Raw genomic sequence first — 22,251 nt, forward strand, 5'->3', positions numbered from 1 at the left:
TGCGCAGCTTCTATCGCAGCAGGGTCACTCGACCACCTGGACGGTGGCGTCGAGCAGGTTGACGCCGCTCGCGCTGTCCCACGTCGCGCCGCTCGAGAGCCGGATCGCGTAGCGCGGGTCGTCGCGCAGGCGCGCGGACCCGTCCGGGAGCCACAGGCCGAGCTGGTAGGTGCCCGGGGCGAGGTCGGCCGGGAGCTGCGCCCCGAGGCAGAGATCGCTCTCCGCGCCCGGCGCCCAGCGCCGCGGATCCGCGTCGACCTCGACGAAGCGCCGCGTGGCCCCCTGCTGGAGCACGAGGTAGACCGGGCGCGGGTTGTAGGCCCGGGCGTACCCATCGTTGAACACGCGCAGCCGGAGCGACAGCGACTCCCCGCGCGCGACCTGCTCGGGGGACTCGTGCCCCATCACGGCGAAGCGGTATCCGAGGCGGCAGGCGATGGTCTCGAAGCAGCCCTCGGACCTCCAGTCCGCGATCACGTCAGGGTGGTAGTCGGTGTTGATGAAGCTCCAGTGATGGGTGGAGAGCTCGGAGAGGGCCGAGGCGCACTGGCTGCGCGGCGGGTTACGGCCGCACGTCTCGCCGCCGACGGGCGTGAACGCGGAGTCCGCCGCGGCATACGCCTTCTCGCCGGGGAGCTGGTAGGTGCCAACGTCGTCGTCGCTCGCGAGGAAGCAGTCGTTCAGGTGGCCGACGCGCGAGAGCGGCGCTCCGGAGAACGCCGTCTCCTCGGTCAGCGGGCCGCCGTAGGCCTCGAGCTTGTGCGAGGGGCGGCGCGCGAGGATCATCCGGTCGGCCGGGAGCGCCTCGAGCAGCGCGTCGAAGATCTGCGCGCGGCTGTCCGGGCTGGTGAGGTTGTTGGTCGACGAGTGCCATTCACCCCAGGCGCCGACGAAGCCGGGGTGCAGCACGGCGATGACGTCGGCGTTCTCCTCGAGCAAGGGCTTGAGCTGGTCGATGTGGGCCAGCACGCGGCTGAGCGGCGCATCCGGCGCGGAGCCCTCCGCGGCGTAGTAGAAGCGGGGCAGCACCTTGAGCCCGGCCGAGCGCGCGGCCGAGAAGCTCGCGTTGAGCTGATCGATGAGCGCCTGGTCGATGTCCCGCGTGCGGTAGTCGTCGATGAGCACCTGGCCGTAGATCAGCGTGTAGCCCTCGTCGCGGAGGCCAGAGAGCGAGCCGAGGCTGCGGAGGTCCCTGAAATGAAAGACGCCTCGCTCGGGGTTGAGCACGCCCCGGCACTCGGCGTCGCCGGAGGGATCCGCGCCCGCGGCGAACAGCCTTGGGGTGTAGGAGCGCGCGACGGTGGCGCCGCCGAATCCGCAGGTGCCGGCCGGGACACCGGTGCTGCCGGTGCCGCCGGTGCTGCCGGTGCCGCCGGTGCTGCCGGTGCTGCTGGTGCTGGCATCGCTGCCGTTGCTGATGTCGATCGCGCTGGAAGCCATCGAGTCGACCGAGCTGCGGTCGCCGGCGTCAGGGCCGCACGCGGTCACGAGCGCCAGGGAAAGACAGGGGACGATGCCGCCGCGCAGAAGGCGAGACAGGACGTGGCACGATGACCGGCTGCTCTGGTGACGCATGAAGCAATCTCCTCTGTGAAGAATCGAAGCCGTGGAACAATGAAGCTGGACCACCCGGCCTTGCGGGCGCGCTGTCCGTCGCACGGCAATGCAGGGTCGAGGCCACCGGCGCAGCCGCGCCTGAGCGCGGGCCATGGAGGCCAGGCGCTGCGCAAGGATCGTACACTTGCGCACAAAGCGGACAGCGGGTGAGGTCTACTCGCGTGAAGGCGCCTGGCGACGCATGCGTCCGCGCACAGGGGGCCTGGCGGGGTGAGCTCGGGGCCGAGCCTGTCGTGAGGACCGAGCGGGTGGGAGAGGAGAGAGATTAACCGCCAAGAACGCCAAGAACGCCAAGAGAGAATCGAGAAGAGAGAATAATTGGGTGCTACTGGAGCCTTCGGTCTCTTCTCGGATCGAAATTCTCTCTCCCCTCTCTCTTGGCGTTCTTGGCGTCTTGGCGGTTAAATCTCTTTCTCTCTGCCTACGCCCCCGCGGCGGCGCGGGACACCTCGGCGATGGCCCCGAGCAGCGCGTCGTTCTGCTCCGGCGTGCCCACCGTGATCCGCAGCTTGTCGTGGAGCCGCGGCGCATCCCAGTAGCGCACGAAGATCGCCCGATCGTACAGCGCCCGGTAGAGCGCCTGCGCCGACAGCCCCCCCTGCGGCGGCGTCGCCAGCACGAAGTTGCTCTGGCTCGGCGCCACCGTGAACCCCTGATCGCGGAGCGCCCGCGTCAGCCGGTCGCGCTCCGCGATCACCTTCGCCCAGCTCTGTTTCGCCTCGTCCCGCGCGGAGAGCGCCGCGGTCGCCGCGGCCTGCGAGAGGATGTCCGTGTTGTAGCTGTCGCGCGCCTTGTCGAGCGTCTCGATGAGCCGCGGGTGCCCCAGCCCGTAGCCGAACCGCAGGCCCGCGAGCGAGTACCCTTTGCTCAGCGTCCGCAGCAGCAGCACGTTGTCGAGCCCGCGCGCCGGGTCGAGCAGCGGCGTCGCGTCGGTCTCCGCGAAGTCGACGTAGGCCTCGTCGATCAGGAGCACGCCGCGGAACGCGCGCGCCACCCGCTCGAGCTTGTCGAGGGGCTCGTGCCGCCCCGACGGCGCGTGCGGGTTGACGAGGAGCGCGAGCCGGCAGCCGCTGTCGTTCAGGCGGCTCGCGAAATCCTCCGGGACCGACCAGTCGTCGTCGAGGGGGACCTGGGTGACCGTCGTGCCGTGGATCTCCGCGAGGACGTCGTAGAGCGAGTAGGTCGGGTACGTCTCGCCGATGCCGGGGCCGCCGGGCTCGCAGAACACGGTCACCGCCATGCGCAGCAGCTCGTCGCCGCCGTTCGTGGCGATCACCTGATCGGGCGACAGCCCGTGGAGCCGCGCCGCTGTCTCGCGGAACTGCTGCGCCCGGGGCGGCGGGTACCGACGGAGCTGATCGGCCGAGACGCCCCGGATCGCCTCCAGCACGGCGCCCGGCGGCGGGTACGGGTTCTCGTTCGTGTTGAGCTTGACCACGTCGGCCCGCTGCGGCTGCTCGCCGGGCGTGTAGGGCGTGAGGCGGTGGATGTTGTCGCGTTCGTACAGCATGGGGGTGGCCGTCCTCTCGCCCACTGTGCCGCCGGAGACAAGCGCCTCGTCCGCCGCGCCCGCGCGACGCTGTCGCTCCGCGGGGAGCTCCGCCCCGGCCTGGCCGCGCCCGGCTGCGTGGCGCGCGCCGCGGGTTCGGCTATCGAGAGGCGGATGAGGAGCTTGCGGGAGCGGCTGGCCCACGTGCCGCAGGCCGGGCGGCTGGAGTGGATCGGCGTCCGTCCTGCGCACGGCGCGCCGATGGTGGCGCTGGCGGAGGCGGAGCTCGTCGCCTCGCGCGGGGTCGCGGGCGACTGCGCCGCCGCGGGCAGGGCGGGGGGCAAGCGGCAGGTGACGCTGATCCAGCGCGAGCACCTCCCGGTGATCGCGGCGCTCTCGGGCGGGCGCGCCGAGGTGGGCCCCGAGCTCTTGCGCCGGAACCTCGTTGTCTCGGGCGTCAACCTCCTCTCGCTCAGGTCGCTGCGCTTCGCGATCGGGGACGAGGTCGTCCTGGAAGGCACCGGGCCGTGCGAGCCGTGCAGCCTCATGGATGAGGCGCTCGGCGACGGCGGCTTCCAGGCGATGCGCGGCCACGGCGGCATCACGGCGCGCGTGCTGCGAGGCGGCGTCGTGCGCGTCGGCGCCGCGGTGCGCGCGCTCGCGGCCGAGGAGCAAGGCGCGGGCGGCGCGGGGCCGAGCGCGAGCGGCGCGGGGCAAGACGCGGGCGGCGCGGGGCGAGACGCGGGCGGCGCGGGGCGAGACGCGGGCGGCGCGGGGCGAGACGCGGGCGGCGCGGGGCAGGGCGCGGCCGGTGTGCCCGAGCCGCAGGACGCCCGCCCGGCTGGCTGATCCGGACGGCGTCGTCCGCGCGCTCGTCGTCCCGGACGCGCGCGCCCGCGGCGGGATGCGCTGGCGGCGCTGGTCGCGCTGGCTTCGCGGATCGGACTAAGATGCGCGGCATGACGACGACGCCCGAGCCCGAAACCTTCCTGGTCCTCTCCTGCCTCGGCCCTGACCGGACGGGCCTCGTCGCGGAGGTGACCCACTACCTGACCGAGCGCGGCGCCAACGTGGAGGACAGCCGGATGGCCGTGCTCGGCGGCGAGTTCGGCATCCTCCTGCTCGCGTCGGGGCCCCCCGGCGCGATCGAGGCGATCGAGCGCGAGACCGAGGCGCTCACCCGGGCGACGGGGCTCACGGTGCAGAGCCGCCGGACCAAGAGCCCCGAGTCGCACCGGCGCGCGTCGACCATCCCCTGCGTCATCTCGGTGGACGCGCTCGACCACGAGGGGATCGTCCGCGCCGTCTCGCGCGCGCTCCACGGCGCCGGTGTCAACATCGTCTCGCTCGAGACCTCGGCGTACGAGGCGCCCGTCACCGGCTCGCAGCTCTTCCGGATGGAGGCCCGCGTCGACGTCCCCGCCGGGGTGACGCTCGCCCAGCTCCGAAAGGCGATGGACGCCGTCGCGGAGTCCGAGAACCTCGACATCGAGGTCCGCTCGCTGCTCAAGGCGTGACGCCGCAGCGGCGGACGCCGCACGGCGCCGGAGCCGCGAGAGGCGACCTCCGAGAGCTGAGCTCCGAGAGGCGACCCGCGAGAGCTGAGCTCCGAGAGGCGCTCGGCGAGAGCTGAGCTCCGAGAGGCGCTCGGCGAGAGCTGAGCTCCGAGAGGCGCTCGGCGAGAGCTGAGCTCCGAGAGGCGCTCGGCGAGAGCTGAGCTCCGAGAGGCGACCCCCGACAGCTGGCCTCGGAGCGCCGACGCCCAGGAGCCGACGCCCGGGACGTCTCCTCTGCTCCGGCGCCGGCCGCGGCCCTGCCCGGGGAGCTCGCCAGCTGCATCGCGAGAACGCCGGCCACTCGGCGGGAAGAAGCGCTATCTTCGTGGGCCATGCCCTTCAGCAACCTCAGCTCCTCCCGCAAGGTGCACAGCCTCGACGCGGAGATCCGCGGGGCCGCGGTCCTCGCGAGCCCCGGTCTCGTCGCCATGGTCTCGACCGATCCGGTGCGCCTCGGCGTCTGTCCTGTCGGAGGCTCCGGCGCGAAGACGACGAACCTGTCGCTGTCCTCGGCCGAGGACGTCGCGTTGCTCTCGAAGGACGTCGCCGTGGTGCGGAGCGAGGACGCGGTGTGGGCGCTGCTCGGCATCACGCACGGCCCGAAGCTCGATCAGGTCGGCCGTGACGCGCGGCTCCTGGCCACGCGCCCGTCGGGCGAGACGGCGCTGTCGCTGGGCTGGGACGGCAGCGCGACGGAGCTGAAGCTGGACAAGAACGAGGTCAATGGCCGGACGTTCGCGCTGCGCGGCGCCGCGCGGGCGTTCGACGTGACCGAGGCCGAGACGCACGTGGTGGTGGACGGCGCCGGGGAGGGGGGCGAGCTGCGCGTCCACCCCGGCGCGACGCCCGAGCCCGGCCCGACGCTGCGCGCCCTGCTGCCGCGCGCGGCGCAGAACCTGAACCGCGTGCGCGGCGGGGCGAAGCTCACCGCGGTGTACAAGCGCGGCGCGAGCGCTGTGTGCGCGGTCGTCCGTTCGTCGGGCAAGCTGACCGCCAAGGTGATCGAGCTCGGCGATGGCGTCGCGGACGTGGCGGTCCTCGAGTCCAGCCTGTTCGCGGCGTTCGCGGACGGCCGGGTCGCGCTGTTCGACGGCGCCACCATCGAGGCCGCCTCGGCCGCGCCGCCCACGCCGACGGCCAGCGTCACGCTCGGCGCCCGCGGCGAGCCCACCGTGCTCGCGGTCGCGGCCAAGGGGTCGCCGACCCTGTGGGTGGGCACGAGCGCCGGGGAGATCTGGAGCCTCTCCATCGTGCGCAGGCAGGGCGGCTGAGGCGCGGCGCTCCTGCTGCTGGCGCCCTGCGTCGAGGCGGTCGACGACCTCGTGAGGTCCGGTCGAAAAACCTCCGTCAGGAAGCCTGAAGCCATCCCGGCGCCCCCGCCCGGGGCGGGCATGACGCCGTGAACCCATCCGGATGAGTTTGCGCGTCCACGAGGGAGATGGGTTGCACTCGTCTCCCGGTGGCCGTGCCTCCAACAAGAAGATGGGTTGCACTCGTCTCCCGGTGGCCGTGCCTCCAACAAAAGATGGGTGGGACCCATCTCCCGGTGGACGTTCCTCCAACAAAAGATGGGTGGGAGCCGTCTCCCGGTGGCCGTGCCTCCAAGACTTCCCTGGTGCCGCGGAGCGAGCGGCATGGAGGTGCGCTCGATGCTGGTGGAGGTCGAGCCCACGTTCGTGAACGCGCCTTCGGAGAACGTCTCCGGGTTCGGCACCTCGGGCCGCATCCGCGCCATCGAGGCGCGCCAGCTGCTGCGCGCCGCGCAGGTCGGAGGCCTGCCCGACGCGCGGCTCGAGCTGAACGTCTACGACCTGCTGGCGCGCTTCGGATTGCCGTTCGGGCCGTGGATCGGCGATGACATCGCGCTCCCCGAGGGGCGCGCCGATCCGCCCGGAGGGGCCGCGGCAGGCGCTGCCGACGAGGGCGCCGGTGGGGACGGCGGCGCGGTGGCCGTCGTGCGGCCGACGTCGCTGCGCGCCCTCCTCGAGCGTCCGAGCCGCCGGCGGTTCTCGCGGGTGGACCCGAGCGCCAGCGCCGGGTTCCTCGAGGTACGGCGCGCGCGCTTCGAGGAACTGGCCGAGGGCGGCGCCGTGGTGGCCGCGCGCGACCTCGAGTACGTGGTGCCGCGGCCGCTCGGCGCGCTGACCGTCTCGACCACGCTGCTCGCGCGCGCGCCGTGCGGATAGGACGAGCAAACGCGTTCCGCAAAGTCAAGATTCTCGGAGCCGTTCCTGATTCGTGCAGTCCGACTGTACGAGCTCATTGACAGAACGGGCCTTGTGCGATGGGGCAGGTCTTCCACGCCTGAAACGCCTGGGATTACCGCGGCGTAGCACCAAGAAGGCATCCTACCGTATAGCTGTAGCCTACTGGCTCGGGCGCGCCCCGTAGATGGATCCCCGCGCGCGACCCTGGTCCGCAGCCGAGCTTTGACCAGACGGCACCGCGCCTCCTGGCGCGCGAGCGCCTCGATACCTTCCGCGTGAGCGAACCGTTGAACAGTTTCAGAGCGGGCGGGCACTCACCGAAGTAGCACCGACGCCAGGTCGCCGGCCCGTCCGTAGACCTGGGCCGCCGGTGCTCTCACGCGCCAAGTCTCCCGCTGTTCTCGGGAGCTCGCGGCGCGCGTTCTTCTTCCACCCAGTTCGACGGCGTTTTTCGGAATCTCGGCCTTAGACCGCCCTTTCGAGAAGCTGCAGATCAGCGCTCGATACCCTCGAACGCCGATTCAGGTCGCACTTTTACCCGAGGAGCTCGCATGAATCGTAGTCGTTATTTGTTCTCGGCGCTGTCCTTCCTATCCGCTCTCGTGGTCGTCGCGTGCAGCGACGCCGAGAAGGGCAGCAGCGGCTCATCCGGCTCCGGTCCGGAGAACGGCAACGCGGAAGCGCTGCCGTGCGACGTCGACAAGATCCTCTCCACGAAGTGCCAGACCTGTCACGGGGCGTCCCCGAAATTCGGCGCGCCGTTCCCGCTGGTCGACCGGAGCGATCTGGTCGCGTCCGCGGTGAGCGATCCCAACAAGAAGGTCTACGAGCTCGTCGCCGCACGCGCCCGCGACACCGCGCGCCCCATGCCTCCGCCCCCAACCGAGCCCCTGACCGCCGCGGAGCTCGCGATCTTCGATCGATGGATCGCCGCCGGCACGCCGGCCGGTAAAGACACGTGCGTCGACCCGGGCGGCGGCGGAACCATCGACCCTCCGACCCTGAGCTGCACACCGGATGTCCTGCTAGCGCCGTCCGCGCCTTACGTCATGCCGAAGGACGTCCAGGACCAGTATATGTGTTATGGGGTCGATGTAGAGATCGGCCAGAAACGACACCTCGTCGGGATCGCACCCCAGATCGACAACAGCACCATTGTACACCATATCCTGCTCTTCAAGGCGGATGAGGCGTCTCCCTCGACGCCCACGCCCTGTGATGGGGGCGACATCCAGGGGGCTCTTTTGTCCGTCTGGGCGCCCGGCGGCGAGGCCACGGAGCTGCCGCTAGAGGCGGGCTTCCCGCTGGAAGGCACGGCACACTTCGTAGTCCAGGTGCACTACAGCAACATCAAGGGCCTCGACGGGCAGCAAGACAGCACCGGCTTCAACGTCTGCACGACGACGGAGCTCCGCCCCAACGACGCCGGCATCTTCTCGTTCGGCACAGAAGACATCAACATCCCGCCTCACGGCTCGCTCGACGTGAGCTGCGATTACCAGTTCCCGCGGGATATGGAGGCGATTTCGGTAATCAGTGTTATGCCGCACATGCACATCCTCGGCAAGCACCTGTCGAGCAACACGGTGCCCACGGACGGCAGCGAGCCGAGCAACCTGGGGCTCGCCGATCCGTGGAACTTCGACAACCAGATCTGGTACGACAACGATACCATCCTTCGAGGCGGCGACACCGTGAGGACGCGTTGCGCGTGGGACAACCCGGGCAACAGGGCCGTGGAATTCGGGGATCGGACGGTGGATGAGATGTGTTATAATTTCGTGATGTACTATCCGTCTCAAGAGATAGAGTTGACTACTCCGACGGACGACGCGTCCTGTGTGACGACAGAATAGACCAGCTCGTGCAAGACGCGCGGCCTGTGCCCAAGCGGAGGCGCGCGCCGTTCGGTGAGAGCGCTCGTAAGCCTGGCGAACAGGAGCACCGCGCGCGCCGCCGGGCGCCTTCGAGGGTCTCTTCGATCCGCGCGCCACCCCGAACGGCCGCGTCGATCGCTTCGCTTTCAGCGACAGCGTGCTCGCGGGTGGAGCATCGCGGCGGCCAGGACATCCAAGGGCGATCTGCTGCGGAGCCCCCCGTCGGCGCTCCGTCGCCGATGCACGGACCGCGGCAGCTTGCCCGCTCCGAATTGATGTCCCCGGACCCACCCTACAAAACCCACCCTACAAAACGAGCGACCTCGAGGCAGCCGGCCCCGAGCGAGCTCGAACGATGGTCCCCATCTCTCGCCTCCCTTGCCTGTACTCTCTCTCTCTCTCCTCCCCGCCTCCCCGCCTCCCTGTGTACTCTCTCTTTCTCTGTCTCCCGCCCAACAAGCCGCTGCTACCTGCGGTGCTGCGCGCCGCCGCAGACCGGCGGGACGTTGGGCGGACGCGCCGGACCACATCGAACGCCGCTACTGATAAAGGTTCACTACGCCACCCGCGGCTCGCGAGGCCGCCACCCGCCATGGCGCCGCCACCCGCCGACGCGCATCCCGCGCGCCACATTGCCTTGATTTCGGCTTCCTTATCCCATGGCACGCGATCTGCCATTGGGCCGCGCATGGGAGACGCCGACATCACCTTGCGCCACCTCGCCCGGAGGCGCCCCGAGGACCTGGTGCGCGCCCTCGTCCCAGAGGACCGCCCCATCGAGATCCTCGGCTGGGTCGACAGCCAGGTCACGAACATCGAGCGCCGCCTCGACAAGGCCCTGCGGCTGCGGGTTGGCAGCGAGCCGCGGGTGCTGCACGTCGAGTTCTGCTTCGCGCTCCGCGAGGACGTTCCAGATCGCGTCTTCGAGTATCTCGGCTTCCTCTTCGCCGCGCTGCGCCTCGAAGCCCCCGGCGAGCCTGTGCCGCCGATCGAGAGCGTCGCCGTGGTCCTCTCTGGCCGCAGGCGGCGCTTACCTGCGACGGGGAAGCGCCGCACCGCGTGGCCGGGGCGGCCGTTCAGCGGCACGCACTTCCGCGTCGATGCCGTCTACCAGCGCACCGTCTCCGAACTCCGTGCGCGCGGCAGCGTGCTCTGGCTGGTGTTCGCCCCGCTCGCCCGGGACGCGACCGAGGCGGCGTTGCGGGAGGTCGTCGCGGAGATCCATGCAGGCGCGGCGACGGCCCAGGAACGGGCCGAGCTGTACACGGCGCTCCTGGTGATGGCGACCATCGATCCCTGGGGGCATAATCTGCTGAAGGAGCTGATCATCATGGTGGAGGACAAGGAAGAGGGGCTGCTCCGGCGCACGCCGATCATCGGGGAGCTGATCATCGAGGCCGAGCGACGAGGGGAGCTGCGCGGCGAGCAACGAGGAGAACTCCGCGGCGAACTCCGCGGCGAACAACGAGGTGAGCTACGGGGAGAGCAGCGCGGCGAGCAGAAGGCGATCGCGGAGCTGCTCGGCCGCCTCTTCGCGCGGCGGATCGGGCGACGGCCGACCGCCGAGGAAGAGCGCTCGATCGTCGAGCGAGCCCGCGCGCTCGGTCCCGGCGAGGTCGAGGATGCCTTGCTCGATCTCGAAGGCGAGGCGCTGGTTCGCTGGCTCGCGGAGCCGATGTCCCGATCGTGAGCGCCCGCAAGAGCACGGGGCGCTGGACGCGCGACCGCACAATGCGCAGCTGCGACATGCAGCTCTCGAGTCCGGTGCGGAACAGCAAGTAGACATGCCATGTGCGCCCGTGCTTCGCGCATGCCCATGCGCGTGATTGCGGGCCGTTGGCAGAGTAGCCGGCGAGACCTCTCCGCCCGTTGACTCATACGCTCGTCGAGCCTTCCCTCCTCTCCTGCACATCCCGCAGCAGCACGCACTTCCGGGAGCATCCTGCGCCTGTCCAGCCCGCGCTTTCGCGACGTGCAGTACGTCGCCGCCACCCGCGGCTCGCGAGGCCGCCACCCGCCATGGCGCCGCCACCCGCCGGCGCCCATACCCCACGCCCCATCCCCTTGATTTCGGCTTCCTTATCCCATGGCACGCGATCTGCCATTGGGCCGCGCATGGGAGACGCCGACATCACCTTGCGCCACCTCGCCCGGAGGCGCCCCGAGGACCTGGTGCGCGCCCTCGTCCCAGAGGGGCACCCCGTCGAGATCCTCGGCTGGGTCGACAGCCAGGTCACGAACATCGAGCGCCGCCTCGACAAGGCCCTGCGCCTGCGGATTGGCAACGAGCCGCGGGTGCTGCACGTCGAGTTCTGCTTCGCGCTCCGCGAGGACGTTCCAGATCGCGTCTTCGAGTACCTCGGCTTCCTCTTCGCCGCGCTGCGCCTCGAAGCCCCCGGCGAGCCGGTGCCGCCGATCGAGAGCGTCGCCGTCGTTCTCTCCGGCCGCAGGCGGCGCTTACCTGCGACGGGGAAGCGCCGCACCTCGTGGCCGGGGCGGCCGTTCAGCGGCACGCACTTCCGCGTCGATGCCGTCTACCAGCGCACGGTCGGCGAACTCCGTGCGCGCGGCAGCGTGCTCTGGTTGGTGTTCGCCCCGCTCGCCCGGGACGCGACCGAGGCGGCGTTGCGGGAGGTCGCCGCGGAGATCCATGCAGGCGCGGCGACGGCCCAGGAACGGGCCGAGCTGTACACGGCGCTCCTGGTGATGGCGACCATCGATCCCTGGGGGCATAATCTGCTGAAGGAGCTGATCATCATGGTGGAGGACAAGGAAGAGGGGCTGCTCCGGCGCACGCCGATCATCGGGGAGCTGATCATCGAGGCCGAGCGACGAGGGGAGCTGCGCGGAGAGCTGCGGGGAGAGCTGCGCGGCGAGCAACGAGGAGAGCTGCGCGGCGAACAACGAGGTGAGCTACGGGGAGAGCAGCGCGGCGAGCAGAAGGCGATCGCGGAGCTGCTCGGCCGCCTCTTCGCGCGGCGGATCGGGCGACGGCCGACCGCCGAGGAGGAGCGCTCGATCGTCGAGCGAGCCCGCGCGCTCGGTCCGGGCGAGGTCGAGGATGCCTTGCTCGATCTCGAGGGCGAGGCGCTGGTTCGCTGGCTCGCGGAGCCGATGTCCCGAACGTGAGCTTCCGCATGAGCGAGCACGGGGCGCTGGACGCGCGACCGCACGGCCGCACGACCGCACAATACGCGGCTGCGACATGCGGCACCCGAGTCCGTGCGGACCAGCACAAGGATGCATTCGAGGTGCGCACGTGCTTTGCGCATGCCCGCGCGGATGATTGCGGGCCTGTGGGCGGAGCGAGCCGGCGATACCTCTCCGCTCCTTGACCCGCAGGAGCGCGAGCGTCATCGCTCAGGCCGCGCGCGGTGCCAGCCGCCCTGCAACCAGCGCATCCGGATCCACCTCGTCGAGCGTCGTCACCACGCGATCCGCCCCTGCCGCGACCAGCAGCGCCCGATCGGCGAGCCGCGCCACGCCGAGCGCGGTCATCCTCCCCGCCTTGGCGGCCAGCACCCCGGCGGGGGCGTCCTCGACGACAAGGCAGCTCGCCGGCGGGACACCGAGCGCATGCGCCGCGGCCAGGAACAGGTCCGGCGCCGGCTTTCCGCGCGCCACCTCGGCCCCGCAGAGGTCGGCGTCGACCAGGTCGAGCAGCGTCGCGCCGGGCGCGATGGGCGGGCGGCGAATGCCCTCCTGCTCGGCGAAGGTGTCGGCGCGGATCCGGCGGAGGAGCCGGCTGGCGTTCCGGGACGACGACGCCGTCGCGATCGGCACGCTGCGCGCCTTGAGCCCGAGGACCAGCCGCATCGCGTCAGGGAAGACCTCGAACTCCCCTGCTTCGATCATCCGGAGCAGCACCTCCTGCTTGCGCTCGGCGTAGGTCGTGGCGCGCGCCGCGGCGTCGAGCACACCGAAGTAGTCGAGCGCCGCGCGCGCGCCGCTCTCGCGCGGCTTGCCGGCGACCTCGCCTTGGTAGACGGCCGTCGTGAAGCGCTCGGGCGCATAGCGCGTCTGCGGCGCGATCGCGCGCCACTCGGTGGCCATCAGCGCCTCCAGCGCCTCGCGCCAGGCGCGCTCGTGCGGCGAATCGACCATCACCCCGTCGACATCGAACAGGACCCCCTCGAAACGCATGCCGCCGACATGGCGCCGGCGGGCCGCACCGGGAGCCCCTCGAGGAGTCGGAAGCGCCGCGTCGATGCGTTCGATACGTTGCGCCGCCCTCGTTGCGCGCGGCGGCGCTCGAACGCGCCCGCCTGCGGCTCCCGCCTGCGGCGCCCGCCTGCGGCGCCCGCCTGCGGCTCCCGCCTGCGGCGCCCGCCTGCGGCTCCCGCCTGCGGCGCCCGCCTGCGGCGCCCGCCTGCGGCTCCCGCCAGCACCTCACGCCGCGCCGGCCAGCACCTCCCGCCGCCGCGCCGCGGGTGCTACCTTCACGGCTCGTGCCGCCTGCCCGCACCGGACCCAACCCCCGCGCGACGCGCCTGCCCCGCGCGCTCGTCGTCCGCGACCCGGAGCCCGAGGAGCTCCGCGCGACGATCGACTGGTCGGACTGGTACCTCGACGACACGGACGGCATCGGGGCGTGGGGCGAGCACGACGAGATCTCCCGTCTGCTCCTGTCCTCGATCGCGCAGCTCGCGCGCGAGCGCGGCTGGACCGACCACCACGCCGGCTCGGAGCGGTTCTTCGCCTGGGTGCGCGAGGAGCCGCTCGTCCGCGTCTCGCCGGACGTCTACCTCCTCGACCACCGGCCCGCGCCGCCGCTGCCCAAGCAATGGCAGACATGGCTGCCCGGCCACCGGCCGCCGCGGTTCGCGCTCGAGATCGTGACGAGCGACTGGCAAAAGGCCTACGAGGACATCCCCCTCAAGTACTGCCAGCTCGGCTGTCCCGAGCTCGCGATCTTCGATCCGCAGGCCGCCGCGCAGCGACCGCCCGCCGGCAGGGTGCCGCTCCAGGTCTACCGGCGCGACCCCGACGGCGCGTACGTGCGCCTGCACGCGGGCGCCGGCCCCGCGTGGAGCCCCGCCCTCGACAGCTGGCTCTGCGTCGTGGGCGGCGGTGCCGAGGCCCGGCTCCGCCTCGCGCGCCCCGGCGGCAAGGGCGAGCTCGTGCCCACCCAGGAGGAGGTCGCGGCGACCGACGCGCGCGCCAGGGAGGCGGCCGAGGCGCGCGTCCGCGAGCTCGAGGCGCGCGTGCGCGAGTTGGAGCAGCTCGAGCAGGGGTGACGCCCGCCGCGCCGAGCGCGGCGCGACACCGAAGACGGAAGGACGGCTGCCGCTGCGAAGCCTCGCTGTCCGGCGATCTCGCCCGCTCGCGCAAGACCGCAAGACCGGCATGTCAAGGCGGGCTGCTCCGCGCGAGCGGCGCGCACGCCCCGGCAAACGCATGACGCTCTCCGCCGCCTGCGAGGCGGGACATCGGCGTCGGTTCCGGCGTCGGTTTTGGCGTCGCGCCGCCTTCAGCGGTACGCTCGGGGCATGTGCCGGAACATACGCCCTCTGTTCAACTTCGAGCCGCCGGCCACCGAGGAGGAGATCCGGGCGGCGGCGCTTCAGTACGTGCGCAAGGTGAGCGGGACGCGCAGCCCGAGCGGCAAGAACGTCGCCTGCTTCGAGCAGGCCGTCGACGACATCGCCGCCATCACGCGCCGGCTCGTCGAGTCGCTGGAGACCACCGCGCCGCCCAAGAACAAGGAAGTCGAGGCCGAGAAGGCCCGCCTCCGCAACGTGCGCCGCTTCGGCCCCTGACACTCCCGCGCAGCGTGCTCTGCCGCAGCCTGGGCCGCCAAGGCTGGCCGTGGCCCTGCCGTTACATTACCTTCGCACCCATGGGCAACGCCGCTACCAGCCAGCGCATGGGCGCTGCCGAGTACCTCGAGTGGGAGCGCGCGCAGCCCGCGAAGCACGAGTACAACCTCGGCGAGATCTTCGCGATGGCGGGCGGGAGCCCGCGGCACAATTTCCTCTCGAACGCCCTGGGGGCGGAGCTCCGCGCCGCCGTGCGCGGCAAGCCGTGCCACGTGCTGTCGCCGGACCAGCGCATCTCCGCGAAGCCGGGGGAGCGCTACGTCTACGCGGATGCCGTCGTCGCGTGCGGCGGTGTGCGGCTGGAGCCGGGTACCAGCGACGTGCTCGCGAACCCCAGCGTCGTCGTCGAGGTCCTGTCGCCGAGCACCGAGGCGTACGACCGCGGCGAGAGATGGGACGCATACCGGCGCATCCTCTCCCTGACTGACTACCTGCTCGTCTCGCAGCTGTCGGTGCGCATCGAGCACTACCGGCGCGAGGCCGACGGCGCCTGGCGTTACCGCGTGCTCGAGGCCGGGGGCGCGATCTTGCTGTCGAATGGCGCCGCCCTCCCGGTTGACGCCATCTATGAGGGCGCCTTCGAGCTCGACGCCGGCTGAAGGAGTGAGCTCCCCGCGACCGATAGCCGAGCTCGAGGCCTGTCCGTTGCTACCGACGACCGACGAGCGACGAGCGACGAGCGATGAGCGACGACAGACAACCGACGGCGACCGGCGGCGACCGACGGCGGCAATCGACGACCGCCGCAGGTAGCAACGGACAGCCGCCATCCGGCACCTGAGACATCATGAGACGACCTGCTCCTCATCTGCCCCTCTCTCTCCTTCTGACGTTCCTGGCGGCCTCTGCAGAGGCGTCGCCTCCGACGTGCGTCACGATCCGCCGCGGCCTCCTCGGCGACGTCGCTGACGCCACCATCACCAGCCACAAGCCGCATCGCAATCGCGGCGACGCGCCGCACCTCCTCGGCGCCCCCGGGCCCGGCGCGGAGCGAGCGCTGGTCCGGTTCGACCTGAGCTCCCTCCCCGAGGGGGTCGATATCGAGTCTGCCGCGGTCACGCTGCACCCGGCGGGGAGCCGCGGCGCAGACGCCGTGGACGTTCACCGGATCACGTCGGCGTGGGACGAGGACACGGTCACCTGGGCGAGCTTCGCGGGCGCGTTCGACCCGTCGCCGGTCGCGTCCTCCGACGGCGGCCGGTGCGGGACGGGGCCGGTCACGCTCGACGTCACGTCGCTCGCGCAGGCGTGGGTGGACGGCGCGCTCCCGAACCACGGCGTGCTCCTCGAGCCGAGCTCCACGGCGCCCGCGAGGCTCTGGAGCAGCGAGGCCCCGCTCGCGAGGCGCCGGCCCGCGCTCAGCGTCTGCTACCGGTCGTGCCCGGGCGCGGAGCACCTCTTCAGCCGGCGGTTCGGCGATCTGCGCGAGCAGATCGGGTATTCGGTGGCCGTCGACAGCGCGGGCGACATCGTCCTCGCGGGCTATGCCGCAGGCGCCGTCGATTTCGGGGGCGGGCCGGTCACCCCCGCGGGCGCCGCGAGCGCCTTCGTCGCGAAGTTCGACGCCGAGGGGAGCGTCCTCTGGAGCCGCCGCTTCGGCTCCGTCGATTCGTTCGCCTCCGCCGTGGCCGTGGACGGGGAGGGCAACATCCTGCTCGCGGGCGGCTTCCGCGACCCGATCGACCTCGGCGGCGGACCGCTCACGATCCCCCCCGACGCCTCCCTGCTCGCGTTCGTGGCGAAGCTCGACCCCGACGGCAACCACCTCTGGAGCCGCGGCGCGACCGGCAATGAGCGTCAATTCCCGCGCGGGATCGCCGCCGACGCCGACGGCAACGTCGTCGTCGCGGGCTCGTTCGAGGGCGTCCTCGACTTCACCGGCGGCTCGTCGCCGCTCGTCAGCGCCGGAGGCCTGTTCGATGAAGACGTCTTCGTGTCGAAGTTCGACGCTTCCGGCAATCACCTCTGGAGCGAGGGGTTCGGCACGGTGAACATCGATCGCGGCGAGGGCCTCGCGGTGGACAGCGCGGGGGACATCGTGCTCGCGGGGTTCTTCCTCGACGACGGGCTCGCCGGGCTCGATCTCGGCGGCGGGCCGCTCCCGACCGCCGGGAGCTCCGAGGCCTTCGTCGCCAAGCTCGATCCGGACGGCCATCACCTCTGGAGCAGGAGCTATGGAGATCCCGACAGCCAGGACGCCGCCGCCGTCGCGGTGGATCCGTGGGACAACGTGCTCTTGACAGGGAGCTTTCACGGCAGCGTCGATTTCGGCGGCGGGCCGCTCGACAGCGCGGGCGACAACGACGTGTTCGTGCTGAAGCTCGACCCGTCGGGCGGCCACGTCTGGAGCCGCCGCTTCGGCGACGCGCTCCGGCAAGACGGCGCCGCGATCGCCGCCGACGCCGCGGGCAACGTCGCGATCAGCGGCGCCTTCCAGGGCGCGCTCGACGTCGTGTGCGCGCCGCTCGAGAGCGCGGGGGATATGGACATCTTCGTGGCCAGGCTCGACGCCGACGGCCGGCCGCTGACGAGCGACAGGTTCGGCGACGAGCAGGGCCAGACCCCCACGGACATCGCGTTCGGCCCCGGCGGCGATGTCGTCCTCACCGGCTATTTCGATGGCACGGTCGACTTCGGCGGCGGGCCGCTCGTGGAGCAGGGCGGCCGCGACGCGTTCCTCGCGAAGCTCGGGTTGTGAGGCGCCGGCCTGCGCCGCGCGCCGGCCTGCGCCGCGCGCCGGGCAGCGCGCGCCGGGCAGCGCGCGCGGGGCTGCGCGTGCGCCGGGCTGCGCGCGCCGCTCAGACTTGCTCGGTTGGCATGACGGTGACGTGTGACAGGTTGACGTGCCGCGGCAGGCCGGCCGTGAAGGCGATCGTGGTCGCCAGGTCGTCCGCCGTGAGCCACGTGATCTGCTGCTTGGCGCTGGCGATCCACGCCTTGGCCTTCTCGTCGGTCATGTGACCCTGCAGCTCGGTGTCGACGAAGCCGGGCTCGACGACCGAGACGCGGACGCGCTTCGGGCCGAGCTCGGCGCGCAGGTTGCGCGAGAGGTGCGTGACCGCCGCCTTGGTGGCGCAGTAGACGGCGAACGTCGCGAAGACCCCGTGCGCGGCGATCGACGAGATGTTGATGAGGTCCGAGGGGCCGCCCTTCCCCGCGGCCGCGACGAGCGGATCGACGAAAGCGTCGACGACCCGCATCACGCCGGTGACGTTTAGGTCGATCATCTGCTCGAAATCGGCGACCCGGTGCTCCTCGACGCCGGAGGGCAACATCACGCCAGCGTTGTTGACCACGAGGTCGACGGTCCCGAGCTCGGCGGCGATCGTCCGCGCGGCGTCGGCGACGGCGGTCCTGTCTCTGGCGTCGACCGCGAGCGGCAGCGCGCGCCCGCCCGCGGCGCGGATGCCCTCGGCCAGCGCCTTCAGGCGGTCCTTGCGGCGCGCGAGGAGCGCGACGGCCGCGCCCTGCTCGGCGAGCTTGCGCGCGGTGGCTTCACCGATGCCGCTGGAGGCCCCGGTGACGACGGCGATGCGACCTGCGAGAGGGAGATTCTGGGACATGGTGCTTGCTCCTGGTTGGTCCCCGTTCGGGGATGGCCGCACTCTGGAGCTTCGCGTCGGGGTTAGGAAGACGAGCGTCGATCCTGGGATTCGCAATCCCTGGATACGGGCGCGCGGGCGGTGCATCTTGCGCGCATGTCCGGGGCGCGCGCGAACGTGAGCGACAGGCGGAGCGAGCTGGCGGATTTCCTTCGCGGCAGGCGGATGCGCGCGGCGCCGGCCGCGGGCGTCGCCTTCGCGGGGAAGCGGCGGCGCACGCCGGGCCTCCGGCGCGAGGAGATCGCGCAGCTCGCGGGGCTCAGCGTCGACTGGTACACGCGGCTAGAGCAAGGGCGCGACGTGAACCCGTCGCGCGAGACGCTCGAGGCGATCGCGCGCGTGCTGAAGCTCGACGACGACGAGCGAGGCCACCTCTTCTACCTGGCGCGCCCCGAGCCCGCGGGCGGCGCGGCGCGCTCCGCGGCGCAAAAGGAGAGGGCCGAGCCGGCGATGGCGCGCGCGCTCGAGGCGATGCGCGCCCCGGCGTTCGTCTTCAGCCCCCGGTTCGACGTGCTCGCATGGAACGAGGCGGCTTGCCGCCTCCTCGTGGACTTCGGCGACGTCCCCCCGCGGAAGCGCAACCTGCTCTGGCTGACGTTCCGGCACGCGGCCTACCGCGCGCGTTACGCGGACATCGGCACGATCGAGCGGGAGGTCGTGGCCGCGTTCCGCTTCAGCGCGAGCTCGTACGTGGGAGATCCGGAGTTCGACGCGCTCATCGCCGATCTGCTCGAGACGAGCGAGGCGTTCCAGGTGATCTGGGCGCGCCACGAGGTCCGCGCCAAGGTGAGCGGCACGAAGGCCTTCCGCGTCGAGGGCGGGGGCGCGGGCGGCCGCGACGCCGACCGGGGGGCGCCGCTCCTGCTCGAGTGGCACACGCTCGCGTCGACGACGTCGAGCCGGCAGCAGCTCGTCTATTACATGGCGCGCGCGGCGGGCGGTCCCGAGGACGAGCGCCGCCTCGCGGCGCTGTGCGGGGCGGCGGCGGACGCGGGGGCGGCGGTGAAGCGCGCCCAGGGCTGACGCTCGCCCAGCGCTGACGCGCGTCCGGCGCCGATCCGTGGCAGGATGCGGCTCTAGCATCGCCATGGGGAGCAACGTGGAGCTGGTGATCGGGGTGCTCAACGGGGTCCTCGGTGACTACCTGAAGCGGACCAGCAACGGCCTCGCGACGTCGATGCAGCTCGTCCGCGACGGGCGCCCCGTGCCGCTGTCCAGGGCGTTTCCCGCGGCCGTCTCGGCCCACGCCACGTCCCGCGTCGTCGTGCTCGTGCACGGATTGATGAGCACCGAGGCCATCTGGACGATGCCCGACGGCGAGACGTACGGCTCGCGCCTCGCGCGCGACCTCGGGTACACGCCGCTTTACGTGCGGTACAACAGCGGCCTCCGCATCTCCGAGAACGGCGAGGCCCTGGACGCCCTCCTCGAGCAACTCGTCTGCGCCTCTCCTGCGCCGGTGGAGGAGCTGGTCCTCATCGGCCACAGCATGGGCGGCCTCGTCTCGCGCAGCGCCGCGCACGCGGCGAGCGACAAGGGGCGAAGGTGGCTGCCCCTCGTGAAGCGGGCTTTTTACCTCGGCACACCGCACCTCGGCGCGCCGCTGGAGCGCTTTGGCCACGCCGTCACCTGGGCGCTCGCCCGCATCGACAACCCGTACACGAAGCTCATCGCCGAGATCATCAACCTCCGCAGCGGCGGGATCAGGGACCTCGGGTATGCCAACCTCCGCCGCGAGGACTGGGAGGGCGCCGACGCGGGCGTCCTGCTCCAGAACCGCCGGCACCCCGTGCCCCTGCTCCCTCACATCCGCCATCACCTCATCGCCGGCGCGCTCACCGCCGATCCATGGCTCTCCCTGCTGTTCGGGGACGCGATGGTCTCGCTGAGGAGCGCCACGGGCCGAGCGGTCGCGGCGGACAGGTGCTCGCCTTTCCCGCAGGAGCACGTGCGGGTCATGCCGGCGCTCGGCCACCTGCGCCTCGCCCACGACGAGGACGTCTACGCGCAGATACGCGCATGGTGCGAGGAGGCGGCGTGATGGAGAGGTGGCGCGGCCTGAAGAACCTCGTGGAGGACGCGGTCGACCACGGCTCGCGGGCCGTGGAGCGCCTGCAGAAGCACGCGGCGAAGCGGCCTTTCGACCTGCTGGAGCAGATTCCCCCGCTCCGGGCGCCCGTGAGGGGAGTCCGGCTCATCCACGACGCGACGCTGTCCGGCGTCCACCAGGCGATCCGCCTCGTCAACCGCGCCGTGGGGAGCACGGTCGACGTGGTCCTCGACCTCGTGGAGCAGAAGAGACGGCCGCCGGGCGCGCCGGACGGCGGCGCGGGCGACGAATCGCCGCCGGCCTAGAACACCGATTACGTTGAAACCCGGAGAATTTTTCACAGGGAGGCGGGGAGGCGGGGAGGAAGAAAAAATGAAGTTCTTTCTCTTGCCGTCTCTCGCTCCCCGCCTCCCCGCCTCCCTGTGAAATTCCTGTTTTTCTCGTGGTTTCAACCCGTTTGTCGCTCTAGCGATCGCCGGTCGACGCCGGACCGACCCGCGCCGGCGGCTCGCGGCGCCTGGGCAGGGCCTTGCGCCAGCGCGCGCGGAGGGCGCTCGGCCGCTCGCCGTAGCGCTCCTTCAGGAACGTGGCGGCGACGACGCGGTCGGTGCGGAAGGAGCGGAAGTCCTGGCGGAGCTCGCACCACGCCATGAGGACGCGCGTCGCCTCGAGGTACCCCACGACGACGGGCCACACGACGCGCTCGCTCTCGCGGCCCGCCTCGTCGCGGTAGCGCAGCGCGATCTTCGTCCCGGCGCGGATCGCCGCGCGCACCTCGACCATGTCGAGCGCGTCGGGGGCCTGGTCCAGCGCGGGCGGCGCGCCCGTCGCCGGCTCGAGCACGAACTGGCGCAGGCGCTCGGGGACCGTCGCGGCGATCTTCGCGATGAGGTCCTGCGCCGCCCGCCGCAAGGCGACGTCGCCGCGGTGGGCGACCCACTGCGCGCCGAGGACCGCGACCTCGATCTCGTCGGGCGTGAGCATCAGCGGCGGCATGTCGAAGCCGCGCTCGAGCACGTACCCCGTGCCGGCCTCGCCGCGGATCGGGACCCGCTGGGCCAGGAGGTCCGCTATGTCGCGGTACACCGTCCGCTTCGACGTCTCGAGCTCCTCGGCGAGCGCCGCCGCGGTGATCGGCGCCCGCTGCCGGCGCAGGATCTGCAGGATCTGGAACAGGCGATCGGCGCGTCGCACGGGGATGCTGACACCAGGTTGTCAGCAGGGCGGGGCTACATCAAGCGCGGTCCACGACGGACCCAGACGCCCGGAGAACGCGCATGATCACCCTCTACTGCTTCGGCCCGATGTTCGGCTTGCCGGAGGCCAGCCCCTACGTGACCAAGACCGAGGTCCAGCTCAAGCTGCTGGGCCTGGCTTACGGGAAGGAACGCGGCCGGCCCGACCAGTCCCCGAAGGGGCAGCTCCCCTTCATCGACGAGGAAGGCGAGCGCATCGCCGACTCGCACTTCATCCGCGAGCACCTCGAGAAGAAGCACGGCAAGGATCTCGACGCGGGCCTGGACGCGCGCCAGCGCGCCGAGGCGTGGGCCATCGAGCGCATGCTCGAGAACCAGTTCGCCGCGGCCAGCGGCTACGCGCGCTGGCTCATCCCGGAGAACTTCGCGAAGGGCCCGGCGCGCTTCGTCGACGGCGCGCCCGAGGAGCTGCGCCCGAAGCTGCGCGAGGAGCTCCTCGCGCGCGTCCGCGACAACTACCGCGCCATCGGCATCGCGCGGCACTCGGACGAGGAGATCGTCGCGCTCGGCGCGCGCTCGCTCGCCGCGCTCTCAACGCTGCTCGGGGGCAAGCCGTACCTCTTCGGCGACCGCCCGGCGGGGGTCGACGCGACGGCGTTCGCGGTGCTGGCCGGCATCCTCACGCCGTTCTTCGACTCGCCGCTGCGGCGCCGGGCCGAGGGCTTCTCCAACCTCGTCGCGTACACGGCGCGGCTGATGCGGGAGTTCTACCCGGAGCACCCGTGGGAGGTGCCCCCGGCGGCGCGGCCGGGGGCCTGAGCGCCCCGGCGCCCCGCGC

General features: G+C 71.8%; 20 protein-coding genes. 15 read left to right on the forward strand and 5 right to left on the reverse strand.

Annotated features, from left to right (window positions below; all coding sequences use genetic code 11):
• Nucleotides 1-24: 24 nt before the first annotated feature.
• Together WME85_RS51530 and hisC are read right to left on the reverse strand one after the other, a co-directional pair.
• Entirely contained in the window at nucleotides 25-1,575 is a 1,551-nt protein-coding gene (locus WME85_RS51530; RefSeq protein ID WP_437832991.1) for a DUF4832 domain-containing protein, read from the reverse strand.
• Between the two features lie 463 nt (nucleotides 1,576-2,038).
• Complete coding sequence (hisC, locus tag WME85_RS51535; RefSeq protein ID WP_437832992.1) at nucleotides 2,039-3,127, reverse strand: histidinol-phosphate transaminase; 1,089 nt, start codon at nucleotides 3,125-3,127, stop codon at nucleotides 2,039-2,041.
• Nucleotides 3,128-3,280: 153 nt separating this feature from the next.
• Between hisC and WME85_RS51540 the strand changes: the two genes are divergently transcribed.
• The 7 genes from WME85_RS51540 (at nucleotide 3,281) to WME85_RS51570 (ending at nucleotide 11,875) form a co-directional block, all read left to right on the forward strand.
• Complete coding sequence (locus WME85_RS51540; RefSeq protein ID WP_437832993.1) at nucleotides 3,281-3,955, forward strand: MOSC domain-containing protein; 675 nt, start codon at nucleotides 3,281-3,283, stop codon at nucleotides 3,953-3,955.
• A gap of 110 nt (nucleotides 3,956-4,065) precedes the next feature.
• Nucleotides 4,066-4,623 (forward strand): glycine cleavage system protein R, encoded by a 558-nt coding sequence (locus WME85_RS51545; RefSeq protein WP_437832994.1) that lies wholly within the window; start codon nucleotides 4,066-4,068, stop codon nucleotides 4,621-4,623.
• 371 nt (nucleotides 4,624-4,994) lie between these two features.
• A complete protein-coding gene (locus WME85_RS51550; RefSeq protein WP_437832995.1) occupies nucleotides 4,995-5,933 on the forward strand; it encodes a hypothetical protein in 939 nt (312 codons plus the stop codon).
• A gap of 363 nt (nucleotides 5,934-6,296) precedes the next feature.
• Nucleotides 6,297-6,848, forward strand: a complete 552-nt coding sequence (locus WME85_RS51555) for a hypothetical protein (RefSeq protein ID WP_437832996.1) — start codon at nucleotides 6,297-6,299, stop codon at nucleotides 6,846-6,848.
• A gap of 572 nt (nucleotides 6,849-7,420) precedes the next feature.
• On the forward strand, nucleotides 7,421-8,725 hold the full coding sequence (locus tag WME85_RS51560; RefSeq protein ID WP_437832997.1) for a peptidylglycine alpha-amidating monooxygenase: 1,305 nt from the start codon (nucleotides 7,421-7,423) through the stop codon (nucleotides 8,723-8,725).
• A gap of 709 nt (nucleotides 8,726-9,434) precedes the next feature.
• The gene (locus WME85_RS51565; protein ID WP_437842599.1) at nucleotides 9,435-10,436 is read left to right on the forward strand and encodes a hypothetical protein; all 1,002 of its coding nucleotides are present in this window, start codon (nucleotides 9,435-9,437) and stop codon (nucleotides 10,434-10,436) included.
• 425 nt (nucleotides 10,437-10,861) lie between these two features.
• The gene (locus WME85_RS51570) at nucleotides 10,862-11,875 is read left to right on the forward strand and encodes a hypothetical protein (protein ID WP_437842602.1); all 1,014 of its coding nucleotides are present in this window, start codon (nucleotides 10,862-10,864) and stop codon (nucleotides 11,873-11,875) included.
• Between the two features lie 231 nt (nucleotides 11,876-12,106).
• Here WME85_RS51570 and WME85_RS51575 read toward each other — a convergent pair whose 3' ends face one another.
• Entirely contained in the window at nucleotides 12,107-12,889 is a 783-nt protein-coding gene (locus WME85_RS51575; RefSeq protein WP_437832998.1) for an HAD family hydrolase, read from the reverse strand.
• A 305-nt stretch (nucleotides 12,890-13,194) separates the two neighbouring features.
• On the opposite strand from WME85_RS51575, the gene WME85_RS51580 reads away from it, so the two are divergent.
• From WME85_RS51580 to WME85_RS51595, 4 genes are all read left to right on the forward strand, one after another.
• Nucleotides 13,195-13,983 (forward strand): Uma2 family endonuclease, encoded by a 789-nt coding sequence (locus tag WME85_RS51580; protein ID WP_437832999.1) that lies wholly within the window; start codon nucleotides 13,195-13,197, stop codon nucleotides 13,981-13,983.
• A gap of 252 nt (nucleotides 13,984-14,235) precedes the next feature.
• On the forward strand, nucleotides 14,236-14,505 hold the full coding sequence (locus WME85_RS51585) for a DUF2277 domain-containing protein (protein WP_437306478.1): 270 nt from the start codon (nucleotides 14,236-14,238) through the stop codon (nucleotides 14,503-14,505).
• An 80-nt stretch (nucleotides 14,506-14,585) separates the two neighbouring features.
• The gene (locus tag WME85_RS51590) at nucleotides 14,586-15,164 is read left to right on the forward strand and encodes a Uma2 family endonuclease (protein WP_437833001.1); all 579 of its coding nucleotides are present in this window, start codon (nucleotides 14,586-14,588) and stop codon (nucleotides 15,162-15,164) included.
• A 188-nt stretch (nucleotides 15,165-15,352) separates the two neighbouring features.
• The gene (locus tag WME85_RS51595; protein ID WP_437833002.1) at nucleotides 15,353-17,263 is read left to right on the forward strand and encodes a DNRLRE domain-containing protein; all 1,911 of its coding nucleotides are present in this window, start codon (nucleotides 15,353-15,355) and stop codon (nucleotides 17,261-17,263) included.
• Between the two features lie 100 nt (nucleotides 17,264-17,363).
• On the opposite strand, the gene WME85_RS51600 is transcribed toward WME85_RS51595, so the two are convergent.
• Nucleotides 17,364-18,128 carry an SDR family oxidoreductase gene (locus tag WME85_RS51600; protein WP_437833003.1) on the reverse strand — a complete coding sequence of 255 codons (765 nt, stop codon included), beginning with the start codon at nucleotides 18,126-18,128 and terminating at the stop codon, nucleotides 17,364-17,366.
• 135 nt (nucleotides 18,129-18,263) lie between these two features.
• Between WME85_RS51600 and WME85_RS51605 the strand changes: the two genes are divergently transcribed.
• The 3 genes from WME85_RS51605 (at nucleotide 18,264) to WME85_RS51615 (ending at nucleotide 20,522) form a co-directional block, all read left to right on the forward strand.
• Nucleotides 18,264-19,190, forward strand: coding sequence for a helix-turn-helix transcriptional regulator (locus WME85_RS51605; RefSeq protein WP_437833005.1), 927 nt, complete (start codon nucleotides 18,264-18,266; stop codon nucleotides 19,188-19,190).
• 64 nt (nucleotides 19,191-19,254) lie between these two features.
• Complete coding sequence (locus tag WME85_RS51610; protein WP_437833006.1) at nucleotides 19,255-20,208, forward strand: lipase family alpha/beta hydrolase; 954 nt, start codon at nucleotides 19,255-19,257, stop codon at nucleotides 20,206-20,208.
• Nucleotides 20,208-20,522: a hypothetical protein gene (locus WME85_RS51615; protein ID WP_437833008.1), complete on the forward strand. Its 315-nt coding sequence runs from the start codon at nucleotides 20,208-20,210 to the stop codon at nucleotides 20,520-20,522. Before WME85_RS51610 ends, WME85_RS51615 begins: the two co-directional genes overlap by 1 nt.
• A 160-nt stretch (nucleotides 20,523-20,682) precedes the next feature.
• Here the strand turns inward: WME85_RS51615 and WME85_RS51620 are convergent, their stop codons facing one another.
• The gene (locus WME85_RS51620; protein WP_437306485.1) at nucleotides 20,683-21,411 is read right to left on the reverse strand and encodes a helix-turn-helix transcriptional regulator; all 729 of its coding nucleotides are present in this window, start codon (nucleotides 21,409-21,411) and stop codon (nucleotides 20,683-20,685) included.
• 83 nt (nucleotides 21,412-21,494) lie between these two features.
• On the opposite strand from WME85_RS51620, the gene WME85_RS51625 reads away from it, so the two are divergent.
• Nucleotides 21,495-22,232, forward strand: coding sequence for a glutathione S-transferase family protein (locus WME85_RS51625; RefSeq protein WP_437833009.1), 738 nt, complete (start codon nucleotides 21,495-21,497; stop codon nucleotides 22,230-22,232).
• Nucleotides 22,233-22,251: the final 19 nt, after the last annotated feature.

Source organism: Sorangium sp. So ce1153 (assembly GCF_051521595.1).
Taxonomy (GTDB): Bacteria; Myxococcota_A; Polyangia; order Polyangiales; family Polyangiaceae; genus Sorangium.

Coding starts and splice junctions, on each gene's coding strand:
- WME85_RS51530 (WP_437832991.1), bottom strand. CDS start 1,575: ATGCGTCACCAGAGCAGCCGGTCATCGTGCCACGTCCTGTCTCGCCTT.
- hisC (WP_437832992.1), bottom strand. CDS start 3,127: ATGCTGTACGAACGCGACAACATCCACCGCCTCACGCCCTACACGCCC.
- WME85_RS51540 (WP_437832993.1), top strand. CDS start 3,281: ATGAGGAGCTTGCGGGAGCGGCTGGCCCACGTGCCGCAGGCCGGGCGG.
- WME85_RS51545 (WP_437832994.1), top strand. CDS start 4,066: ATGACGACGACGCCCGAGCCCGAAACCTTCCTGGTCCTCTCCTGCCTC.
- WME85_RS51550 (WP_437832995.1), top strand. CDS start 4,995: ATGCCCTTCAGCAACCTCAGCTCCTCCCGCAAGGTGCACAGCCTCGAC.
- WME85_RS51555 (WP_437832996.1), top strand. CDS start 6,297: ATGGAGGTGCGCTCGATGCTGGTGGAGGTCGAGCCCACGTTCGTGAAC.
- WME85_RS51560 (WP_437832997.1), top strand. CDS start 7,421: ATGAATCGTAGTCGTTATTTGTTCTCGGCGCTGTCCTTCCTATCCGCT.
- WME85_RS51565 (WP_437842599.1), top strand. CDS start 9,435: ATGGGAGACGCCGACATCACCTTGCGCCACCTCGCCCGGAGGCGCCCC.
- WME85_RS51570 (WP_437842602.1), top strand. CDS start 10,862: ATGGGAGACGCCGACATCACCTTGCGCCACCTCGCCCGGAGGCGCCCC.
- WME85_RS51575 (WP_437832998.1), bottom strand. CDS start 12,889: ATGCGTTTCGAGGGGGTCCTGTTCGATGTCGACGGGGTGATGGTCGAT.
- WME85_RS51585 (WP_437306478.1), top strand. CDS start 14,236: ATGTGCCGGAACATACGCCCTCTGTTCAACTTCGAGCCGCCGGCCACC.
- WME85_RS51590 (WP_437833001.1), top strand. CDS start 14,586: ATGGGCAACGCCGCTACCAGCCAGCGCATGGGCGCTGCCGAGTACCTC.
- WME85_RS51595 (WP_437833002.1), top strand. CDS start 15,353: ATGAGACGACCTGCTCCTCATCTGCCCCTCTCTCTCCTTCTGACGTTC.
- WME85_RS51600 (WP_437833003.1), bottom strand. CDS start 18,128: ATGTCCCAGAATCTCCCTCTCGCAGGTCGCATCGCCGTCGTCACCGGG.
- WME85_RS51605 (WP_437833005.1), top strand. CDS start 18,264: ATGTCCGGGGCGCGCGCGAACGTGAGCGACAGGCGGAGCGAGCTGGCG.
- WME85_RS51610 (WP_437833006.1), top strand. CDS start 19,255: ATGGGGAGCAACGTGGAGCTGGTGATCGGGGTGCTCAACGGGGTCCTC.
- WME85_RS51615 (WP_437833008.1), top strand. CDS start 20,208: ATGGAGAGGTGGCGCGGCCTGAAGAACCTCGTGGAGGACGCGGTCGAC.
- WME85_RS51625 (WP_437833009.1), top strand. CDS start 21,495: ATGATCACCCTCTACTGCTTCGGCCCGATGTTCGGCTTGCCGGAGGCC.